Genomic DNA, 21,383 nt, shown 5'->3' with positions numbered 1-21,383 from the left:
GGATGGCCGGGGGGCGGGCAGGGTACCGACAGGCGCTGCCCGGTCCGGCGTCAGCGGGCGACCAGTTGCAGGTCCGCAGAAGCCTCCTCCACCATCGCCACCCCGATCCGGCTCACCCGGACCGAGAAGGGTTCGCCCGCCACCCGCAGGCCGGTCAGTTCGAGTTCGCCGAGCGGGGCGGTGCTGGCCGGGCGGACCAGGACGCGGCCGCCCGGGACGTCCGGCCGGACTCCGGCGAGCGCGAACACCGCGTGAACGGCCCCGGCCGCGGAGACCGCCGCCGGGCGACAGGCCGCGGGGTGCGGCACCGGTGGGCAGCCGGGGATGCGCTGCTCCCCCGCGTACATCTCGGGCAGCCGTGACTCGAAGTGGGCGGACGCGGCGAGCAGGCCCTCCAGCAGGGCGCCGGCCTCGTTCTCGTGGCCGGCCTCGGCGAGGCCGGCGATCGCCAGCGCGGTCTCGTGGATCCGGACCGCGCCACCGCGGTGGCCCAGCGGGTTGAAGCGGGGCGACTTGGCACTGAGGGTCCGCAGGCCCCAGCCGCTGTCCAGCTCGGGCGCGACCAGGCGCTGGGCGAACAGCCGGGTGTGTTCGCGGTCCAGCAGACTCTCGTGCCGCCCGCCGTCGGCGGCGAGCCCGGTGTCGAGCAGGTGCACCAGGGAGGAGGCGACGGCGGGCAGCGGTTGGCCGCCCGGGGCCAGCCCGGCGGCAGGGCGGCCGCCGGAGAGGTCGTCGATCCAGAACCGCTCGCGGAAGCGCCCGCGCAGGTCGGCCGCCCAGCTCCGCCACTCCCCGGCTCCCGGCCTGGCGAAGGCCTCCAGCAGCTCGGCACCGTGCAGAGCGGCCCGGTGGGCCTGCGCCTGGACCTCGACCCGGGCGGCGACCGGGTGGGCGCCGCGGTCCGCGACCGGGCGGCTCAGGTCGGTGACGAAGCCGTCGACCAGGCCCTCCCGCAGGGCGGCCAGCGCCCGCTCGGCGGCCGGGAGCAGTTCGGCGACCTCAGCCCGGGGCAAGCCCCAGCGCCAGGCCTCGGCGAGCACGGTGACGAAAAGCAGGGTGGCCTCGGTGGCCGTGCAGGTGGGCGGCAGTTCGGGGCCGCCGTGCCGCAGGCCGCCGGGCAGCAGGCCCTCGGTGCGACCGGGGGCGGAGGCAAGCTGCTGACGGCGGGCCAGCGCGCGCAGGGTACCGACCGCGAGCCGGGTGCCCAGCGGGAGGGTCAGCCGGGCGGCCCAGAGCGCGTCGGCCGGGGCGAGGCCGAAGCGCCAAGGCGCACCGGAGGCCGGGTAGAGGTCGGTGGGGCGGTCCGGGTCGGCGAACAGCAGCCCGCCGAGGGCGTCCAGGGAACGGTCGACCAGCGGGGCGGCGCGCGGGTCGTCGCTGCGCACCTCCGGTTCCGTCCAGGGCAGCGGGACACCGGTGCCGCGCCCGCCGGGCGGGCGCGGGCCGCTCGGGGCGCTCTCCAGTTCGGCGCGCAGCTCGACCGACCAGCGGGCGCCCGGCTGGACCTCCAAGTCCCAGCGGAGCACCCCGGCCCCCGCCAGGACGGCGTGCGGGGAGGGCTTGGCGCTGACCACGGCGCTGTGCGCCGGACCCGACCAGCGCAGCCCGGCGGACTGCACCTGGCCGGGCAGGTCGGGCGAGCGGTGCCCGGCGGCGATCTCGGCCACCGGGCCGAGGTCGGTGCCCAGGGCGACCTCCAGCGGCAGCCGGGCGGGCCGGGCACCGGTGTTGCGCACCGTGACCGTCTCCACGCCGTCCGCGTGGCGCAGCCGTTCGACGGTGAGCGCCGGGTCCGGGTCGAGGTCGCCGGGGACGCGGACGGAGCCGAGGAAGCGGGCCTGGGCGGTGCTGGTCAGGGTGCCCTGGAGCGGCAGCGGCTCCATGCCGCCGAGCCGTAGCTCCATCCGGGCCAGCACCCGGACCCCGTTGCGGTAAAAGCCGTGCAGGCCGTGGCCGCGCAGCTGGCCGTCCGGGCCGGAGGCGGCCATCGCGGGGGCGTTGACGCAGAGCAGCGCGTGGTGGACGGCGGGGGGCTGGGGGCGCGGCGGGGCCGCGGGCCGTCCGGGGCCGACGGGTGCGCCTGCGGGCCCGGCTGCCGGGACCTGGTCGGGACGGCCGACCGGTCTGGGCGCGCCGACCACGCTCTCGGCCGGCACGGCCTGTAGTGGCCTCATGGCGGTCACCGGACTCTCCTCCCCTCGGCGGTCCGGTGGCCGGTCAGGCCGGTGGGCCGCGAGCATGCTCGATCGCGTGCTGGTGCCTGGCCGGCGGGTCTGTCCCGTCGGCGGTGTGCCGTGCTGGCCGTACCCGGCGGCGGGCCGTGCCATGCGGTGTGCGGTACCGGGCCGGTACCGGCACGCCGCACCTTTCGCGCCGGGCACCTCATCCTGCTCGGCACCTCACGTCGTCAGGTCCGGCGCCCCGGCCTGCCGGTGACGCCCCGCCCGTGACGCCCTGCCCCCGCGGCCCGCGCCCGACGGACCGGCGGTCGTGCCCGGCCTGTCGTGCCCGGCCGGTCGGCGCCGCCTGACGGCCGCCTGGAACCGGGCTGCCGCCGGGCACCGTTCGGGCGCAGGGCCCCCGGGGTGAACGCCGCGAACCGCCGCCAGGTCACGCCCGCCGTCCCCGCCCCTGGTCGCGCTCGGGTCGTCGGGCGGTCGGACCGCCTCCGCCAGGCCGTCACGGAAGGCTTCGCCAGGGCCCTGGCGCCGTCCGGGGCCTGAGCCCGCCTCCGGCACCGCTGAAGCCGGCGCCCAGTCGAGTCGCGATCGGCTGCCCGGCCCGGTGGACGGGGCAATCGAACCGGTGCTCGACCGCCGCCAGGATACGGTGCGGGGGTCGCGGCGCCCGTACCCGGTGACCCCGTGAACCGCGACGCACCCGCTGTGACCAGCAGAGACCGAGGAGTTGCATGTCCACCATCAGCCGGCTGCCCGGGATTGTCACGACCGACCACGTCTTCCAGGTCCCACTCGACCACTCCGCGCCGGAGGGCGAGCAGATCGAGGTGTACGCCCGCGAGGTGGTGGCCTCGGGCCGTGAGCGGGACGACCTGCCCTGGCTGCTCTTCCTCCAGGGCGGGCCCGGCGGCAAGGCCGCCCGCCCGCTGGGCCGGGACACCTGGCTGGATCGCGCCCTGGACGACTACCGGGTGCTGCTGCTGGACCAGCGCGGCACCGGACGGTCCACGCCCGCGACCCGGCAGACCCTCGCCCGGCGCGGCGGCCCGCAGGCGCAGGCGGACTACCTGGCCAACTTCCGCGCGGACTCGATCGTCCGGGACGCCGAGCTGATCCGCCACCGGCTGCTCGGCGCCGACCGGCGCTGGAGCGTGCTCGGCCAGAGCTTCGGCGGCTTCTGCACTCTCACCTACCTCTCCTTCGCTCCCGAGGGCCTGACCGAGGCCTTCATCACCGGCGGTCTCTCCGGCCTCGGCAGTTCCGCCGACGACGTCTACCGCGCCGCCTACCCGCGCGTCGTCCGCAAGAACGAGGACCACTACGCCCGCTTCCCCCAGGACGTCGAGGCCGTGCGGCGGATCGCCGCCCACCTCGCCGACTCCCCCGCCACGCTGCCCGACGGCGGACAGCTCACCGTCGAGGCCTTCCAGGTGCTCGGGATGATGCTCGGCGGCGGCAGCGGCTCCGGGGCCCTGCACTACCTGCTGGAGGAGGCCTGGGTGGAGGGCCCGGCCGGGGCCGAGCTCTCCGACACCTTCCTGGCCGGTGTCCAGGCCAAGCTGTCCTTCGCCGAGGGCCCGCTGTACGCCGTGCTGCACGAGTCGATCTACAGCCAGCGCTCGGTGGACCAGGGTGGCACCGCCTGGTCGGCCGAGCGGGTCCGCAAGGAGTTCCCGCAGTTCGACGCACGGGCGGCGCTGGCGTCCGACGCACCGGTGCTGTTCACCGGGGAGATGATCTACCCCTGGATGTTCGACACCGACCCGGCGCTGCGCCCGCTGAAGGAGACCGCGGACCTGCTCGCCGCCCGCACCGACTGGCCCGACCTCTACGACCCGGCGCGCCTGGCCACCAACACCGTGCCCGTCGTGGCGGCGGTGTACCACGACGACATGTACGTGGACACCGCCGACTCGCTGGAGACCGCCCGCGCGGTGCGCGGCCTGCGGGTCTGGATCACCAACGAGTGGGAGCACGACGGCCTGCGGGTCAGCGGCGGCAAGGTGCTGGACCGGCTGCTCAAGATGGCGCACGGCGAGGCGTAGCGGCCTTCCGGCCGGTGGGGCGGCGAGTGGCTCAGTGCGCACGGTGGGACCCCCTCGCCGCCTGCCGACTGCCCCGGCACCGGTGGAGTCCGGTGCCGGACCGGAGGGCGGCCGGGGCGCAGGACCCCGCCCGGCCGAGGCGCACACCCAGAGCGGACCGTGCTCCGGCGACCGGACCGTGCCCGGGGGCCGGGAGCAGGGCGACCGGTCCGGGGTCGCCGGCGTCCGGCTTCGGCTCGCCGGGGTCACCGGGCCCGTCGGCACCGCGGTCGGCCGGGGACGCTCCCGGGGCCGCGGCCTTCCGGCGGCCGCCCCGCCGCCGTCGGCGTGCCCCACCCGCGGGGCGGGGCTGCTCCCCGGGCGAGCCGCCCGGGGCCTGATCGGACCCAGGCGCCGGCCCCGGCTCACCGTCGGTCGCGGGCTTGGGCCCGGCCCCGGGCTGCGAGGTGGCCGTGCGTTCCTCGCGCCGCCGCCGCTGGGCCTCGACCGCGGTCAGCAGCGGCCCGGGCGTCATGCCGTCGTTCATCGACTCGTACAGCAACTCGGCCAGCAGGTAGCCCGGGGAGAGCCGAAGGACGTGACCGAGCACCACCCGGGCGGTGGCCGTGTCGCCCGCGACCCAGGAGGCCCAGGCCAGCAAGGTCAGCGGGGCCACCGCACAGCCCTCGTACGGCGGCACGGCGCGCCGGGCGAGGAAGCGCCAGAGCCGCTCGGCGGGCGCGAGCTCGCCGGGGCGGACGTACTCGACGCCGCGGTCCCGGGTGAGGCGGTCCCGGAGGGCGAACAGCAGCCGGGCCGTTCGCTCCTCGTCGAGTTCCCGGGCACCGGCCGCGAACTCGGCGAAGGCCTGCTCCAGCAGATCGAGGCCCTGCTCCCGGGAGACCGCCCCCGCGAGGGGCTCGGCGCGGGCCAGCGCCTCACGCTGCGGGGCGTCCTCCGGCGGGCCGACCGGGGCCAGGCCGCCGACGATCGCCCTCCGGCTGCCGCGCGGCACCAGGCCGGCCACCGTCGCGGCGGCGGCCGCCGGCCCCGGGTCGGGCCCTCGGCGCACCGGGTTGCCCGCCGGATCGCAGCAGCCCTCCCTGCGGCAGAGGAAGGACCACCAGCGGCCGTCCGAGACGCACAGCGACTCCTTGACCGCCACTCCCCTGCGCCCGAAGGCCGCACGCAGGTGGTCGGCGAGCGGCCGCAGGCCCTCCACCGGCGGCGGGGCGTGCGGCGTGTCCGAATCCTGGCAGAGGTAGAGGAGCACTTCGAGCGGCCGGCTGCCGTGCCGCTCGGAGAGGGCGACCAGCAGGGCGGCCGTCTCCTCCGCGGCGGCCGGCCACTCCGCGGACGAGACCGGGATGTCCGCCCGGATGACCCCGCCCTGGTGCAGGTCGGGGCCCTGGAGGCCGACCGCGACGATGCTGTCGTCGGGGTAGAACCCCAGGAAGTAGGGCAACAGTTCGGCCATGTCGGCCGGACCGCGCATAACGACGGGCCGCTGCTCGGAAGCCGGGCCCAGGGACAGGATGACGTGTTCGTTGTTCATCGCGTTCATGGCCGCAACAGTGCGCGCTATCCGATGACGACTCCGGAACTTTCCTTTTTCCTGTGGATAACTCGGCCTCCAAATTTCCGTTCGCTCATTCAGCGCACGCGACACTCGCTCCAGAGAGTGGATTTTGGCGACCGTTCAGCGGATCGACGGATGAAATACACTCCGCCTTCCGCTTCGCCGCCCGGACCGCATTCGCCCCTTGTCGGCGCCATGGGGTTACATCGACGCCATGAAGCAGCCCGACATCCACACCACCGCCACCGCCGACCGCGCCGAGGTCCGGGCGCGGGCCGAGGCCGTCCTGCGCGAGCTCGCCGGCCCCGCCGCCAGCCTGCGCGAGGACCAGTGGACGGCCATCGAGGCCCTCGTGGTCGACCACCGCCGCGCCCTGGTCGTCCAGCGCACCGGCTGGGGGAAGTCCGCGGTCTACTTCATCGCCACCGCACTGCTCCGCGCCCGCGGCGCCGGGCCGACCGTGATCGTCTCCCCCCTGCTCGCCCTGATGCGCAACCAGGTCGAGTCGGCGGCCCGGGCCGGCATCCACGCCCGGACCATCAACTCGGCCAACACCGAGGAGTGGGACGAGGTCCAGGCCGAGGTCGCCGCCGGGAAGGTCGACGTCCTGCTGGTCAGCCCCGAGCGGCTGAACAACCCGGACTTCCGCGACCAGGTGCTGCCCAAGCTGGCCGCCTCCACCGGCCTGCTGGTGGTCGACGAGGCCCACTGCATCTCCGACTGGGGCCACGACTTCCGCCCCGACTACCGCCGGCTGCGCACTATGCTCGCCGACCTGCCGCCGCGTGTCCCGGTACTGGCCACCACCGCCACCGCCAACGCCCGGGTCACCGCGGACGTCGCCGAGCAGCTCGGCACCGGAACCACCGACGAGCACGCCCTGGTGCTGCGCGGTCCACTCGACCGGGAGAGCCTCACCCTGGGCGTGCTCGCCCTGCCCGACCCGGCGCACCGGCTCGCCTGGCTGGCCGACCACCTCGACCGGCTCCCCGGCTCGGGCATCGTCTACACCCTGACGGTGGCCGCCGCCGAGGAGGTGACGGCCTTCCTGCGCGAGCGCGGCTTCCCGGTGGCCTCCTACTCCGGCCGCACCGAGGACGCCGAGCGCCGCACCGCCGAGGCCGACCTGCTGGCCAACCGGGTCAAGGCGCTGGTCGCCACCTCCGCGCTCGGCATGGGCTTCGACAAGCCCGACCTCGGCTTCGTCGTCCACCTGGGCTCGCCCAGTTCGCCGATCGCCTACTACCAGCAGGTCGGCCGGGCCGGGCGCGGCGTGGACCGGGCCGAGGTGCTCCTGCTGCCCGGGCGCGAGGACGAGGCGATCTGGCGCTACTTCGCCTCGCTCGCCTTCCCGCCGGAGGAACAGGTGCGGCGCACCATCGACGCGCTCTCCGAGGCCGGCCGCCCGCTCTCCACCGCCGCCCTGGAGCCCCGGGTGGACCTGCGCCGGGCCCGACTGGAGACCATGCTCAAGGTGCTGGACGTGGACGGCGCCGTCCGCCGGGTCAAGGGCGGCTGGACGGCCACCGGGCAGAGCTGGGCGTACGACACCGCCCGCTACGCCAAGGTCGCCGCCTCCCGGGAGGCGGAACAGCGGGCGATGCGCGACTATGCGGCGGCCACCGGCTGCCGGATGGAGTTCCTGCGCCGCCAGCTGGACGACGAGCAGGCCGTGCCGTGCGGGCGCTGCGACAACTGCGCGGGCCCGCTGCACACCCCGGAGGTCTCCGCCGAGACGCTGGCCGCGGCCCGGGCCGCGCTCGGCCGCCCGGGCGTGAGCTTCGAGCCGCGCCGGCTCTGGCCGACCGGGATGGACGCGCTCGGGGTGCCGCTGAAGGGCCGGATCCCGGCCGGTGAGCAGGCGGAGACCGGCCGGGCGCTCGGCCGGCTGTCCGACATCGGCTGGGGCAATCGGCTGCGCACCCTGCTCGCCGAGCAGGCGCCGGACGTTCCGGTGCCCGGCGAGGCGGTGGACGCGCTGGTGGCGGTGCTGGCCGACTGGGCACGCGGCCCCGGGGGCTGGGCCGGGCCCGCGACGGCGGAGGGCGCCCGGCTGGAGCGGCCGGTCGGCGTGGTGACCATGGCGTCCTCGTCCCGCCCCCAGTTGGTCGGCAGCCTCGGTGCGCGGATCGCCGAGATCGGGCGGCTGCCGCTGCTCGGCCGGATCGAGTACGCGGGCGGGCAGCCCCCGCACGGGGCCCGCAGCAACAGCGCCCAGCGACTGCACTCGCTGGCCGGGGCACTGGTCCTGCCGCCGGAGCTGGAGCAGGCGGTGGCGGTGGCCGGCGGGCCGGTGCTGCTGGTGGACGACCTCGTGGACTCGGGGTGGACGGTCACCGTGGCGGCCCGGCTGCTGCGCCGGGCGGGAGCCGGCGCGGTGCTGCCGGTGGTCCTGGCCGTGCAGGGGTGAGCCTGCGGCGGACGGCCGCCGCACCCAGGACCGCCTTCACTCGAATGGCCTAACGGAAAGGAGTCGACAGGGCGATTTCGATCACGCCGCAGATCCGACCCGAGAAAGGAGTGCTCACCATGTCGATGACGGCCCACCATGCCCTTCAGCCAGTGTGGATCAAGGTCGAACGGCAGTTGAACCCCACTCGGGCCGCCGTGGAACATATCCGACAGAACATGGGCTATCGGATGGCGTTCATCATTTCATCGTTGCCGCTCCGGCCCCGTTGCCCCGAGAATTGGGAAGTACCCGAAATCCGGTCCGCTGGACCCGCCCTTCGGCGTACCCAGGCACCCGCCTGCCCGCGGGCCAGGAAGGAGGATCGTGATCAACGGTATCGGCCGAGGTCAGCATCCCCTCTCCGGGAGTTCGGCGCCCAGACGGCTGCTGGACCTGGAGACCTGGACCGCCTCGGGGATCCCGTTGCTGCGCGATCCGCGCGAGTTCGTCCAGGAACTGCACCAGCGCCACCTGCCCCAGCCGGGCACGGTCGTGGTGGCGGTCCTGGACGCGCTCCACCACGTCACCGCCTCGGCCTCGTTCACGCCCTGGCCCCACGACACCGACGGCTGGCTGCACCGGAACGCCCTGCTGGCGCACCTGCGCCGGATCACCCCGCACGACCTGCGACTGCCCGAGCCGAACCGGACTGCCGTGCTGCTGCGCTGCCGTGACGGCGCGCCCGGCTGGACCGAGCAGGACGGCGCCTGGATGTGGGCGCTGAGGGACGCGGCCGGGCTGCACGGACTGCGCTGCGGCTCGTACATCGGGCTCACGCCGACGGGCTGGCAGATCCTCGGGGAAGGAAGAGGCGGACGCAATCCGCACGCGGGTTCATGGGCGGACGGGCCGGTGCACACCGTGACGGAACTGCCGCCGCGGTCGGTGCTCGACGTCCCGCGCGGCCAACGCGCCCGGCAGCAGGCGGCCGAGCAGGCCAAGCGGGTCGACGCTCCCCAGCGCGCCCCGCAGTCCGAGCCGCCGTGGATCCCCGCTCGGGCCACGGCCGTCGAACCGGGCCGCCGCACCGGCACGCGCTGAGCGGCCCCGAACGGCCGTCACGGGCACGGGCGTTCCGACCGGAGCAGGGCCGAACGCGTCGGTCGGCAGCCGCCGACGGACAACGGACCGCGGACGGACCACGGTTGGACTGCGGACGGACTGCGGACGGACTGCGGACGGACTGCGGACGGACTCCGGGCCCGGCACCGTACGGCACCGGACCCGGAGTGAGGACGGCTGTCAGGCCTTGCCCGGGCGTCCCGGTGCGGCGCCGACCGCCCCCGAGGCAGCCGGGCCGGCCTCTCCGCAGACCACCAGCAGGGCGTTCGCGCGGCCGAGCGCCTCGGCGTACGCCTCGGCGGCCCGGGCGGGCGATTTGCCGTTGACCGCCAGGACGACCACCTCACGGCGGACCGGCCTGGTCAGCGCGGCGTCGGCGTAGAACACGTCTCCACCGTCGGCGAGTTGCGCCCAGTAGCGCTCCTCGCCGAAGGAGAGCTCGTGCTGCTGCCAGGGGTGCGGCCCGCCGACGGTCAGCACCAGGATGTCGCCCGGGTTGCGGCCCGAGTCCAGGAGCTGGTCGACCGCGTCGTCGGCGCGGTCCAGTGCCTCGGCCGGGGTGGCGGCGATGTGCTGGACCTCGATCTGCGGTGCGGCGGGGGCCGGGCGGCGCGGTGCCGGACCGGGCTTGGGGATCAGGCGCGGCGGGCCCGGGCGGTCGGCACGCGGCGGTGCCGGTCGCGGCGGCGCCGGACGCGGGCCGGGCACCGGGAGCGATGCGGCGGCGACGGTGGTGGGTGCGGTGGCGGGCGCGCCGCCGTTGGCAGGCGCGTGGAGGGCTTGTGCGTCCGACTCGCGGGGGAAGGGAACGCCGGGGCCCGGGAGGCTCTCGTGAATCTCCGGCTCCTCGGGGAAGACAGGCATACCCGGATATCTATCAAATGCCGGTCGAACGCGCACGGGCACCCCACCCATTGGGCACCGGGCACCCGCGACCCCCACCCGGGGCAATTCCAGACGGACCGTCAGAAACCGAGCGTCAACTGTTCGTCGGCGGACCCCTGCCCGGCGCCGGCGACGTCCCGACCGCGCTTCAGATGGCGCCACTCGGGCAGTGCGTCCAAGTACGCCCAGGAGAGCCGGTGATGCTCGGTGGGGCCGAACTCCTCGAGCGCGGCGCGGTGCACCGGGGACGGATAGCCGGCATTGTCCGCGAAGCCGTATTCCGGGCACGCCTCGCCGAGTTGGGCCATCAGCCCGTCGCGGTGGACCTTGGCGAGCACCGAGGCGGCGGAGACGCAGACGCAGGACTGGTCGCCCTTGATCACCGTGCGCACCCGCCAGGGGCCGCCGAGGTAGTCGTGCTTGCCGTCCAGGATCACCGCGTCGGGCTCGACCGGCAGCGCCTCCAGCGCGCGGACGGCGGCCAGTCGCAGGGCTGCCGTCATGCCGAGCTCGTCGCACTCCTGCGACGAGGCGTGACCGAGCGCGTACGCGGTGACCCACTCGGCGAGCACCGGCGCGAGGGCCTCCCGGCGCAGCACGGTGAGCAGCTTGGAGTCGGTGAGCCCCGCCGGCGGCTTGCGCAGGCCGGTGACGGCGGCGCCGACGGTGACCGGCCCGGCCCAGGCGCCGCGGCCCACCTCGTCCAGTCCGACCACGACCTTGGCGCCGGCCCGGCGGAGCGAGCGTTCGACGGAGTGCGTCGGCGGGACGATGGGCATGACGGACTCCGTTCGGCAAAGCAGCCCCGTCGGGCGGAACAGCCCGGTCGGGCGAGGCGGCCCACTCCGCTGGGGGCAGCCTCCAGCCTAAGCCCGCTCACGGGCGCCCCGAAAACACCCCTGCACCGCCCCGAAAACGCCCGACAGCGCCCCGATCCCGACCGGCGCGGACCACCCCGGAGCCACCCTGGAGCCGCCCCGGAGTCGCCCCCTGGCCGCCACCCCGCACCCGCATCGCGCAGACCCCGCGCCCGCCCCGCGCCCACCCCGCGCCCGGCTACGGCTGTCGGATCATCGGCACCAGCACGTCGTCCACCAGCCGGACCGCGAAGTCGGGGGCGAGCCCGCGGTCGCAGACCTTCACCTGGAACATCAGCATCGCCGGGACGACGTCGGCGACCAGCGGGGCGACCGCGTCCGGGCGGACGTCGCCGCGCTCGACGCCGCGGCGGAGGATGTCCAGGACGGTGCCCTGGGTCGGTCCGATCACCCGCCGCACGATGAAGTCCTTGAACACCTCGGCCTGCTGTTGGGAGAGTTCAGCCATCAGCGCGTGCAGGGCGGCGCCCGCGCGGGAGCAGATCGCGTCCGCGAAGAGCTCGATGAGCTGCAGCAACTCGGCTCGGGCGGACCCGAGATCGGGGATGCCGTAGGGGCGTGGGAGAGTGGAGTCCAGGGCGTCGATGACGAGTTCGACCTTGGACGCCCAGCGCCGGTAGAGCGCGGCCTTCCCGGTCCGTGCCGCAGCGGCGACGCCCTCCATCGTCAGTCGCGCGTAACCGCCGGAGGTGAGCTGGTCGAGCGCGGCCTCGAAGATCGCGTTCTCCAACTCCTTCCCCCGACGGCGCACCGGACGCGTCAGCGCCTCCTGGGCCGCCCGCACCGGACAGCAGGGCTCGGCCCCGGCCTTGGTCGGCGCCACCGGGACCACCTCGGGCCCCGCCACCCCGGCGGTGCCCGCAGGCGCCCCCACCCCGGAGGCACGCCCGGACACCCCGGGTTCCATCGGCGCCGGGGGCGGCGGGCTCCCGTCCTCCGCCGTTCGGGCGGCCGTCCGACCGGGCGTCCGGTCCGCCGAAAAGCGCCGCATCAACCGATCCATTGCCACCCTCCTTAAGGAACGCTTGCGTTCACTATCGACCCCAGGATATCGTCCAGCTTAGTGAACGGCACCGTTCCTTCTAAGTCTGCGCCATCGCGCAGCAGCCCGTTCGGGCCAGCGGATCCGCTGCATCCCCGGACGCCCGAGACTCCGAGATCCGAACACCCAAGCACCCAAGCACCCAAGCACGTAGCCAGCAGGGGGCACATTCGTGGCTATCTCCGACACGCTCAGCAAGAACTCACCACCGAAGGGCGGCCAGAGCAGGGGGAAGGGCATCACCCTGGCCGTCATCGCGGCCACCCAGCTCATGGTGGTGCTCGACGCGACCATCGTGAACATCGCGCTGCCGGGCATCAAGGACGCGCTGAACTTCTCCACCACCGACCTGTCCTGGGTCATCAACGCCTACACCCTGACCTTCGGCGGGCTGCTGCTGCTCGGCGGTCGCGCGGGTGACATCCTCGGCCGCCGACGGGTGTTCATCTTCGGCACCCTGCTGTTCGGCCTGGCCTCGCTGCTGGGCGGCTTCGCCCAGGACAGCGGTCTGCTGCTGGCCGCCCGCGCGCTCCAGGGCATCGGTGGCGCGATCTGTTCACCGACCGCCTTCGCCCTGATCGCGACCAACTTCGAAGAGGGGCCGGAACGCAACAAGGCGTTCGGCGTCTTCTCGGCGGTGGCCGGTTCGGGCGCCGCGATCGGTCTGCTGGCCGGTGGCCTGCTCACCGAGTACCTGGACTGGCGTTGGGTGTTCTTCGTCAACGTGCCGATCGCCGTCCTGATCGCGATCGCCGCGCCGCGCTACATCACCGAGTCCGAGCGCCACGCGGGCCGGTTCGACATACCCGGCGCGCTCACCTCGACCCTCGGCCTGGTCGGCCTGGTCTACGGCTTCATCCGGGCCGCCTCGGACGGCTGGTCGGACGGCCTGACGCTCGGTTCCTTCGCGGCCGGCGTGATCCTGCTGGCCGCGTTCGTCGTGATCGAGCGGCGCACCGACCAGCCGATCACCCCGCTGCACCTGTTCGCCGACCGCAACCGCACCGGCGGCCTGGTGATGATGCTCTGCCTGGCCGCGGCCATGTTCGGCATCTTCTTCTACGTGGTCCTGTTCGTGCAGGGACCGCTCGGGTACAGCCCGCTCAAGGCGGGCGTGTCCTTCCTGCCGATCAGCGTGTCGATCATCATCGCCGCTCAGATCGCCTCCGCCCTCCAGGCCAAGTACGGCCCGAAGCCGTTCATGGCGGGCGGCGCGCTGCTGGTCACCATCGGTCTCACCTGGCTGACCCAGATCCACAAGGACAGCGGCTACCTGGACGGCGTGCTCGCGCCCACGGTGATCTTCGGCTTCGGCATGGGTCTGATCTTCGTCCCGGTGATGCTGCTCTCCGTCGCGGGCGTCCCCGGCGAGGAGACCGGCGCCGCGTCCGGCCTGCTCAACTCGATGCAGCAGATCGGCGGTTCGCTCGGCCTGTCGATCCTGACCACGGTCTTCGCACACTACGCCGTGCCCGAGTTCAAGGCGCAGGTGCCCGGCTTCATGAAGGCCGCCTCGCCGGACCAGCTCGCCTACTTCCAGGAGAAGCACGACTTCCCGCCGGGTTCCGACGCCGCCAACTCGGTGCTCGCCCAGGGGATCTCACACGGCTTCATCGTGGGTGCGGCGCTCGCCGGGGTGGCCCTGCTAGTCGCGCTGTTCGTGGTCAAGGCGAAGGCCAGCGACCTGCCGAGCGGCGACAGCGCCGGCATCGCGATGCACTGACCTGACCCGCACCGGGAACCGCCACGGGCCGGCCGGGAGCAGCACGCTCCCGGCCGGCCCGACCCCTTCCCCGACCCCGTACCACCCCGGCCCGTTCCCCGGCCCCGTGCCACCCCGGCCTCGCGCCACCCCGGCCTCGCGCCCCCGCGCACCCCGGCCCCGCGCCACCCCGGCTCCGCAGCACGGCGCTTCCGCTACCGGCTCCCCGCCGGCACCAGGCCTGCCCACTCGCAGGGCCCCCGCCCCGTCCGCGGCCCCTCCACCAGCGGCCGCTCCCGCAGAGCCTGCCAGGCCCCGGCGACCGAGCCGCCGGCCGCGTACCAGGGACGGGTGTCGTGATCCAGGTCGCGCCGGATCAGTTGCAGCGCGCAGGACCGCTGCGGCTCCGGCAGCCGGTCCAGGGCGGGCACCGCGTCCGCCGAGAGGTCGCGGACGTTGCGCAGGTCGATCTGCTGCGACCGCTCGTACCGGGCCACGTTCTGCTCCGCGACCACCGCGTCCGGCCCCATCAGTCCGTACACCGCGACGGTGACCATGCCGCTGAGGACGACGGCGCGCGGCAGCCAGCCGGTGCCGCGGGTGAGCCCCGCGGTGATCAGCAGCAGGAAGACGACGCCCAGCCAGATCTCGACCACCAGCACCCAGAGCCGCAGCCGGGTGAGGCCGGAGGCGTCCACGTAGAACCACATCCGGCCGAGCGCCGAGGCGACCACGACCAGCGTCAGCAGGCAGAGCAGCCCGAGCAGGATCCGCGCCACCCGGCGGTCGGCCGGCGTGGTCCGCGGGGCCCAGCGCCGGGCGACGGCCACCACGACCAGGGTCAGCACGGTGATCACGCTCAGCTGCCAGAAGCCCTGACGGGCGTACGCGGAGCGGCTCATCCCGGTGTTGCGCAGCACGGCGTCCGCGCCACCGAGCACCACCACCGCCTGGATCACCGCGAAGGCGCCGAACATCAGGTTGAGCGCGACCAGGGGCAGCGCCCACTCCAGCCGCCGTCGTTCCCGCCCGCGACGGATCTCCAGGCGGTCCCAGCGGCGCGGGCCGGCCGCGATGTGCGCGAAGCCCAGCGCGGCGAGCGTCCCGAGTCCGCACAGCAGCCCGCGCAGCGGCAGTTGGTGGATGTCGAGGCTGGGGGTGAGCCCGGCCAGCAGGTCCGCCATGGCGGCGTCGGCGTCGGCGAACAGCAGGCCGAAGACGGTCAGCAGGACGGCGGCGACCGCGAGTGCCTTGAGCACCGGGACGATCCGGCCGCGGCCGGGCAGCGACCGGCCCTCCAGTCCCTCCCAGAGCCAGGCCACGCCCGGAATCAGCTGGCAGACCAGGGCTGGCAGCGCCAACAGCACCCCCGACCAGCGTCGACCGCCGTGCAGGGCCAGCGAGGCCAGGCCCAGCGCGCAGCCGGCGGCCAGCAGGGCGGGCCAGCCCGCGTCCCACCGGGCCGGGACGGCGAGCAGGGCGAGCGCCAGCAGGCTCCAGACGACCGTCCAGGGCCGGATCCGGCGGCCGGCGGCACGAGCGACGAGTCCGGCGGTGACGGCGGTGGCGGCGCCGCCGATCAGCAGGTTGGCACCCACCCCGTCGTACAGCAGCCAGGCCGTCAGCAGGCCCGTGAGCAGGGCAAACAGCAGGACCCGGGGGGTGGCCGCCGCGTGCCGCTCGGGGTCGGTGGCGCGCAGCCGGTCTCCGATCGTCGGTCCGGACACCACGGACGGGCCGTACGAGCCGCCGGGCCGGTACCGGCCGGACGACGAACCCTGGCCGGACGGCGCCGACGACGCGGACGGCGCGTACGGCGCATACGGATCCGCCGACGCGTAGGGCGCGTACGGGTCGTCCGACGCGTACGGCTCGTACGGGTCGGCCGACGCCTGCGGGTCGGACGCGGGCGGCGGATCGGTCGGGGCAGGCGTGGACGGGCCTGGCATGGCTCCCCCTCAGTGGTCGGCGGGCATGCGGAAGCCGTCCTCCGGACGGTCCGCGGGCGGGCGTGCTCGACGCCTCGGCCGCTGCCGACTGTAGAGCATTCTGAACAAGTTCAAAAGTCAGTTCTGAACACGTTCAGAAGCCCCTGGCCACCACCCCTCCCCGCCGGGGCCACCGCCCCTCCCGCCGGGGCCACCACCCCTCCCGCCGGGGCCACCACCCCTCCCGCCGGGGCCACCGGCGGGCTACCCCTTGACCGACCCGGCCAGCAGACCCCGGACGAAGTACCGCTGCAGGCTGAAGAAGACGATCAGCGGCACGATGATCGACAGGAACGCCCCGGCCGTGAGCAGCTCCCACCGACCGCCGAGCGAACCGGACAACTGCGCCAGCCGGACCGTCATCGGCGCCACCTCCGGCGTACCGCCGGCGAAGGTGAGGGCGACCAGCAGGTCGTTCCAGACCCACAGGAACTGGAAGATCGCGAACGAGGCCAGCGCAGGGGCGCACAGCGGCAGCACGATCGACCGGAAGATCTTGAAGTGCGAGGCGCCGTCCACCACAGCCGCCTCCATCAGGTCGCGCGGCAGCTGGGCGATGAAGTTGTGCAGCAGGAACACCGCCAGCGGCATCGCGAACATGGTGTGCGCCAGCCAGACCGGTGCGTAGCTCCCCTTCAGGTCCACCGCCGGGATCAGCGTCAGCGAACCCAGGTGGGCGCCGCTGGAGAACAGCCGCAGCAGCGGGATCAGCGCCATCTGGAGCGGCACCACCTGGAGCGCGAACACCGTGAAGAACACCGTGTCGCTCCCCCGGAACCGCACCCAGGCCAGCGCGTACGCCGCCATGGCCGCGAGCACCAGCGGGAAGAGGGTGGCCGGGATGCTGATCGCCAGCGAGTTCACCAGGAAGGGCATCAGGCCGGTGGAGCCGCCGGAGCCGCCCTCGAACAGCACCGCGTGGTAGTTGCCGAGTCCGAAGTCGGGGTGGCGCAGGGCGTTCCACCAGCCGTCGGCGGTCACGTCCTGCTTGGGGCGCAGCGAGGTCACCAGCAGGCCGAGGGTGGGGATCGTCCAGAGCACCGTCACCGCGATCACGAACACCGAGGCCAGCGGGCTGCTGAAGGCCTTCCGGACCGGGTTCCTCCCACCGGGACGACGGCCGACGGCTTTCGCCGCAGCAGTGCTCACCTCAGGAGTCCCCGCCCCGGGAGTGCTCACCTCGGGAGTGCTCCTCTCAGGAGTGCTCACCGCACCTCACGCTCCCTCCGCAGTTGGACGATGTTGTAGGCCACCAGCGGCAGCACCGCGAGGAACAGCAGGACCGCCAGGGCGCCGCCGCGCCCGTCGTTGAACTGCACGAAGGACTGCGAGTACATCTCGTTGGCCAGCACCTGGGTGCCGAAGTTGCCGCCGGTCATGGTGCGGACGATGTCGAAGGCCTTCAGCGTGATGATCATGACGGTGGTCAGGACGACCATCACCGTGGTGCGGATCATCGGCACGGTGACGTGCCAGAACAGCCGCACCCCGGTCGCGCCGTCCAACCGGGCGGCCTCCACCACCTCGTCCGGGATCGCCTTGATCGCCGCCGACAGCACCACCATCGCGAAGCCGGTCTGCACCCAGACCATCACCGCCATCAGCAGGAAGGTGTTCAGCGGCTGGCTGAGCAGCCAGTTCGGCGGGTCGGACCAGCCCACCGCGTGGGCGAGCTGGCTGAGCAGGCCGATCTGCGGCTGGTCGTTCCCGCGCGCCTCGTAGACGAACTTGAAGATGATCGAGGCGCCGACCAACGAGATCGCCATCGGCATGAAGATCAGCGACTTGTACACCGACTGGCCGCGCATCCGGTCCACCAGCAGCGCCAGCACCAGGCCGAGGCCGGTCGCCGCCAGCGGCGCGACCACCAGCCACAGCAGGGTGTTGAGCAGCACCTTCCGCACCGAGTCGGTGGTGAAGGCCCAGCCGAAGTTCTCGCCGCCGACGAAGGTGCTGCCGTCCGCGCTGTGCAGGCTGAGGTAGATCGTGCGGATCAGCGGCGCCACCAGGCCGACCGCCAGCAGCAGGACGGCCGGGCCGAGGAACACCAGGACGGCCAGCGGGCGGGCGAGGCGGCCGCGGGCCCGGCCGGCCACCAGGAAGACCACCAGCAGGATGCCGAGGAAGCCCGCGATCGCGCCGAAGCTGTTGCCGAACTTGACCACCGCATCGCCCCAGGCTCCGACGGCCAGGGAGTCGACGGCCGGCGGGGAGCCGGATACGGGCATGGCTGCACGTCCCTTCGGTTCGTCCAACGGGAAGGCGAGTCAGGAAGGCGAAGCGGGAAGACGAGACGGGGAGGGGAGGCGGGGAGGCGAAAAGGCGAGGTGGGAAGGGGGGTGGGGAAGGGGGGTGGGGAAGGGGGTGGGCGGTGCGGGTGGGTGGCCCCGCACCGCCCTCGGCGGGTGGTCCCGTGGTCCGCCGTACGGCGGGCTACTTCGGCCAGGCGGCGTCGATGTCGCCGGCCACCTTCTGGATCGACTGCCCCTCGGCGAACCAGGCGGTGAGCGACTTCCACTCCTGCCCGGAGCCGACGGCCGCCGGCATCATGTCGGAGGCGTCGAAGCGGAAGGTCGCGCTCGGGTCGGTCAGCGCCTCCGCCGAGAGCTTGTCGATCGGGTCGGTGTACAGGCTCTTGTCCACGCCCTGGTTGGCCGAGACCCAGCCGCTCGCGGTCTTCACCCGGCTGCTCGCCCAGTCCGAGCTGGACAGGTAGTTCTGCACCGCCTGCACCTCGGGCCGGCCGGAGAAGGCGGCCAGGAACTCGCCGCCGCCCTCGACCGGGTTGGCGATCGCCGGGTTGACGGCGGGCAGGTGGAAGGCGAAGACGTCACCGTCCGGGGCGACCTTGGTGCCCTTGGGCCACTGGGCCTCGTAGAAGGAGGCCTGCTGGAGCATCGCGCACTTGCCGGTGAGGATCGGCGCGCCCGCGTCCTGGAAGGTGGTGGTGGCGATCGACTTGACGTCGCCGTAACCGCCGTTCACCCAGGCCGGGTTGAGCATCCAGTCGGCGACGGTCCTCATCGCCGTGGTGATCTTCTCGTCGGAGAACTTCACCTGGTGGCCGACCCACTGGTCGTAGACCTCGCCGCCGTACGTGCCCAGCACCGCCTCCTCCAGCCAGTCGGTGGCCGGCCAGCCGGTCGCCGTGCCGGAGGCGATGCCGCCGCACCAGGGCTTGGGGCCGCCCGCCTTGGCGATCCGGTCGCTGAGCGCCATGAGGTCGGCCCAGGTCTTGGGCACCTGGTAGCCGGCCGCGGTGAAGGCCTTCGGCGAGTACCAGACCAGCGACTTCATGTTGGCGCTCATCGGGGCCGCGTAGAAGGTGCCGTCGACGGAGCCGTAGGTCTTCCAGACCGGGCTCCACTTGTCCTGGTTGGCGACGGTCTGGGCGGGCGGCTTGACCACCTTGCCGCTCTTGACCATCTGCGCCAGCAGGCCCGGCTGCGGGATGATCGCGAAGTCCGGGGCGTTGCCGCCGGCCACCCGGACCGGCAGCTGGGACTCGAAGTCGTTGGAGCCCTCGTAGCTGATCTTGATCCCGGTGCACTTGCCGAACTCGGCCCAGGACTTCTCCAGGTTGTCCGACTCCGGGCTCAGGATCGAGGCGAACATCGTCACCGTGGTGCCCGAATGTCCGGCGTACGGCTGGTACTTGGCGCAGTCGCCGGTCAGCGTCTGGGCCGCTCCACCGCCGTCACCCGAACCGCTGGAGCTGTTCGAGCAGGCCGCGGTCAGGGCCAGCGCTGCCAGCAGGGCGGGCGCGGCCACCAGTCTGCGGCGGTAACTCGTGGACGACGCGGTCGGGTTGAGGGTCAATGCGGTCCTCCTCGCCAGGGCGAGCTGCCTGGGGTGGGCTGAACGACATTGCGCTGTACCGGAGATGGGCGTGCGGAGATCGCTGGACGAGCGGGCGGCCGAACCGATTCGACGACGTTAACGCAGCCGTCCGCCGCCGCCAAGGTCCATGGTCGACCTTCCCGTACCGGTGCCCCGACCGCCGCCTCCGAAACGCCTACCTCGGCCGCCACGAGCCGCGGCCCCGCCCGGAAGCCGGACGGGGCCGCGTACCCGGCGCACCGCCGGAAAGGACGTCACCAGAGCCGGACGGGCAGCTCCAGCAGGCTGTTCACCACCAGCGACGGGCTCGGCCGCAGCTCGCCGTCCGGCACCGCCGGCGACAGCCCGGGGAAGCGCTCGAACAGCGCCGGCAGCGCGATCCCCGCCTCCAGCCGGGCCAGCGGCGAACCCGGGCAGACGTGCGGGCCGTGCCCGAAGGACAGGTGCCGGGTCGGGTCCCGGGTGATGTCGAACAGCTCGGCGGTCGCCCCGTGCTGCAGCGGGTCCCGGCCGATCGCGTTGTACGAGACCAGCACCGGGTCGCCCGCCGGGATCACCAGCTCGCCGACCTCGATGGACTCGGCGGCGAAGCGGAACAGGAAGTTGCTGGTCGGCGGCGTCCAGCGGAGCGACTCCTCGACCACCGCGTCCCAGGAGACCTCGCCCGCCCGCACCAGCTCCAGCTGGTCCGGGTGCGCCAGTAGGGCCCGCACCGCGTTGCCGATCAGGTTGACCGTGGTCTCGTGGCCGGCCGCGATGATCACCCGCAGGGTGGCCGCCGCCTCCGCGTCGGTGAGCGCCCCGCCCTCGGTGTCGGCCGCCAGCAGCACGCTCGCCAGGTCCTCGCCCGGTGCCGAACGGCGCTGCGCCACCAGGCCGTTGACGAAGGCGTTCAGTCCGGCGACGGTCGCCTGGATGCCCTCCGGGTCGGGCTTGATGCCGAAGAACCGCTCGTACAGGTCGCGCAGCAGCCCGTGGTCCGACTCGGGGACGCCCAGCAGCGAGCAGATCACCGTCATCGGCAGCGGGAAGGCGAAGGCCGTCTTGAGGTCGATCTCCGGCTCCCCGGCGGCCAGGGTGTCCAGCAGCGCGTGGGTGATCTCCTCCACCCGCGGGCGCATCAGCTCGACCCGGCGCGGGGTGAAGGCCTGGGCGACCAGCGCCCGCAGCCGGCGGTGCTCGGCGCCGTCCGTGGTCACCATGCTCGGGCCGGGCACCGCCAGGCCGATCAGCGGCCAGGTCTTCGGCACCTCGCCGCGCTGGTAGGCGGCCCACTGCCGGGCGTCCTTCACCAGCCGGGGGTCGGTGAGCAGGTCACGCGCGGCCGCGTGGTGGCTCACCGCCCAGGCGGCCACCCCGCCGGGCAGCACCACCGGCACCGCCGGACCGGCGGCCCGCAGCAGGGCGCCCTCGGCGGCGTTGTCGCGGGCCAGCGGGTCGAGGGCGATCGGGGCCGGGGCAGCGGTCATCGGCGGCAACTCTCCTTGACATGGCGGAACTTCGAACGTTTGTGCACGCCCGGTGGATCTTGGCTGGCCCGCCGAAGATCCGCAAGACGCGTGCCTCAGACCGACCGGCAAATGGTGAGTGGGTGAAGGAGCGGCGTTGGGGTGCGTGCATCGCAAGGCGGAGGAGGGAGCCAATGCAGCGCATTGGCGACCGACGACAACGCGGCGAGGTGCGCTTGTGCCCTGGGGGTACCTCCCGGCCGAAGGCTGGGGGAGCGTCGCGACGCCGCTCACCATTTGCCG

At 73.9% G+C, this 21,383-nt stretch carries 14 protein-coding genes; 4 read left to right on the top strand and 10 right to left on the bottom strand.

The features are described 5' to 3' along the window. Positions 1–50: 50 nt before the first annotated feature. Entirely contained in the window at positions 51–2,174 is a 2,124-nt protein-coding gene (locus ACZ47G_RS34085) for an amylo-alpha-1,6-glucosidase (protein WP_465749525.1), read from the bottom strand. Between the two features lie 737 nt (positions 2,175–2,911). Here ACZ47G_RS34085 and ACZ47G_RS34080 point away from each other — a divergent pair. Next, positions 2,912–4,225, top strand: coding sequence for an alpha/beta fold hydrolase (locus tag ACZ47G_RS34080; protein WP_465749451.1), 1,314 nt, complete (start codon positions 2,912–2,914; stop codon positions 4,223–4,225). Positions 4,226–4,256: 31 nt separating this feature from the next. Here ACZ47G_RS34080 and ACZ47G_RS34075 read toward each other — a convergent pair whose 3' ends face one another. Next, positions 4,257–5,768 carry a DUF4192 domain-containing protein gene (locus ACZ47G_RS34075; RefSeq protein WP_465749449.1) on the bottom strand — a complete coding sequence of 504 codons (1,512 nt, stop codon included), beginning with the start codon at positions 5,766–5,768 and terminating at the stop codon, positions 4,257–4,259. Between the two features lie 229 nt (positions 5,769–5,997). Between ACZ47G_RS34075 and ACZ47G_RS34070 the strand changes: the two genes are divergently transcribed. Both ACZ47G_RS34070 and ACZ47G_RS34065 read left to right on the top strand, forming a co-directional pair. Beyond that, positions 5,998–8,193, top strand: coding sequence for a RecQ family ATP-dependent DNA helicase (locus ACZ47G_RS34070; protein WP_465749448.1), 2,196 nt, complete (start codon positions 5,998–6,000; stop codon positions 8,191–8,193). A 366-nt stretch (positions 8,194–8,559) separates the two neighbouring features. Beyond that, entirely contained in the window at positions 8,560–9,276 is a 717-nt protein-coding gene (locus ACZ47G_RS34065; RefSeq protein ID WP_465749446.1) for a hypothetical protein, read from the top strand. Positions 9,277–9,477: 201 nt separating this feature from the next. Here ACZ47G_RS34065 and ACZ47G_RS34060 read toward each other — a convergent pair whose 3' ends face one another. From ACZ47G_RS34060 to ACZ47G_RS34050, 3 genes are all read right to left on the bottom strand, one after another. Continuing rightward, positions 9,478–10,161, bottom strand: coding sequence for a hypothetical protein (locus ACZ47G_RS34060; protein WP_465749444.1), 684 nt, complete (start codon positions 10,159–10,161; stop codon positions 9,478–9,480). A gap of 101 nt (positions 10,162–10,262) precedes the next feature. After that, complete coding sequence (locus ACZ47G_RS34055; protein ID WP_465749442.1) at positions 10,263–10,961, bottom strand: ribonuclease HII; 699 nt, start codon at positions 10,959–10,961, stop codon at positions 10,263–10,265. A 277-nt stretch (positions 10,962–11,238) separates the two neighbouring features. After that, positions 11,239–11,883, bottom strand: a complete 645-nt coding sequence (locus ACZ47G_RS34050) for a TetR-like C-terminal domain-containing protein (RefSeq protein WP_465749440.1) — start codon at positions 11,881–11,883, stop codon at positions 11,239–11,241. Between the two features lie 391 nt (positions 11,884–12,274). Between ACZ47G_RS34050 and ACZ47G_RS34045 the strand changes: the two genes are divergently transcribed. Next, a complete protein-coding gene (locus ACZ47G_RS34045; RefSeq protein ID WP_465749438.1) occupies positions 12,275–13,825 on the top strand; it encodes an MFS transporter in 1,551 nt (516 codons plus the stop codon). Positions 13,826–14,019: 194 nt separating this feature from the next. Here ACZ47G_RS34045 and ACZ47G_RS34040 read toward each other — a convergent pair whose 3' ends face one another. The 5 genes from ACZ47G_RS34040 to ACZ47G_RS34020 form a co-directional block, all read right to left on the bottom strand. Then, on the bottom strand, positions 14,020–15,753 hold the full coding sequence (locus tag ACZ47G_RS34040) for a DUF4153 domain-containing protein (RefSeq protein ID WP_465749436.1): 1,734 nt from the start codon (positions 15,751–15,753) through the stop codon (positions 14,020–14,022). Between the two features lie 243 nt (positions 15,754–15,996). Beyond that, positions 15,997–16,941 (bottom strand): carbohydrate ABC transporter permease, encoded by a 945-nt coding sequence (locus ACZ47G_RS34035; protein WP_465749434.1) that lies wholly within the window; start codon positions 16,939–16,941, stop codon positions 15,997–15,999. A gap of 56 nt (positions 16,942–16,997) precedes the next feature. Continuing rightward, positions 16,998–18,020: a carbohydrate ABC transporter permease gene (locus ACZ47G_RS34030; RefSeq protein WP_465749431.1), complete on the bottom strand. Its 1,023-nt coding sequence runs from the start codon at positions 18,018–18,020 to the stop codon at positions 16,998–17,000. Between the two features lie 205 nt (positions 18,021–18,225). Next, on the bottom strand, positions 18,226–19,611 hold the full coding sequence (locus ACZ47G_RS34025) for an ABC transporter substrate-binding protein (RefSeq protein ID WP_465749429.1): 1,386 nt from the start codon (positions 19,609–19,611) through the stop codon (positions 18,226–18,228). 275 nt (positions 19,612–19,886) lie between these two features. Continuing rightward, a complete protein-coding gene (locus ACZ47G_RS34020) occupies positions 19,887–21,101 on the bottom strand; it encodes a cytochrome P450 family protein (RefSeq protein ID WP_465749427.1) in 1,215 nt (404 codons plus the stop codon). Between the last annotated feature and the right edge of the window lie 282 nt (positions 21,102–21,383).

This window comes from Kitasatospora sp. NPDC030952 (assembly GCF_055571335.1).
Note: the sequence above shows the minus strand (reverse complement) of the source record. Positions and strands in the feature narration are given on the sequence as shown.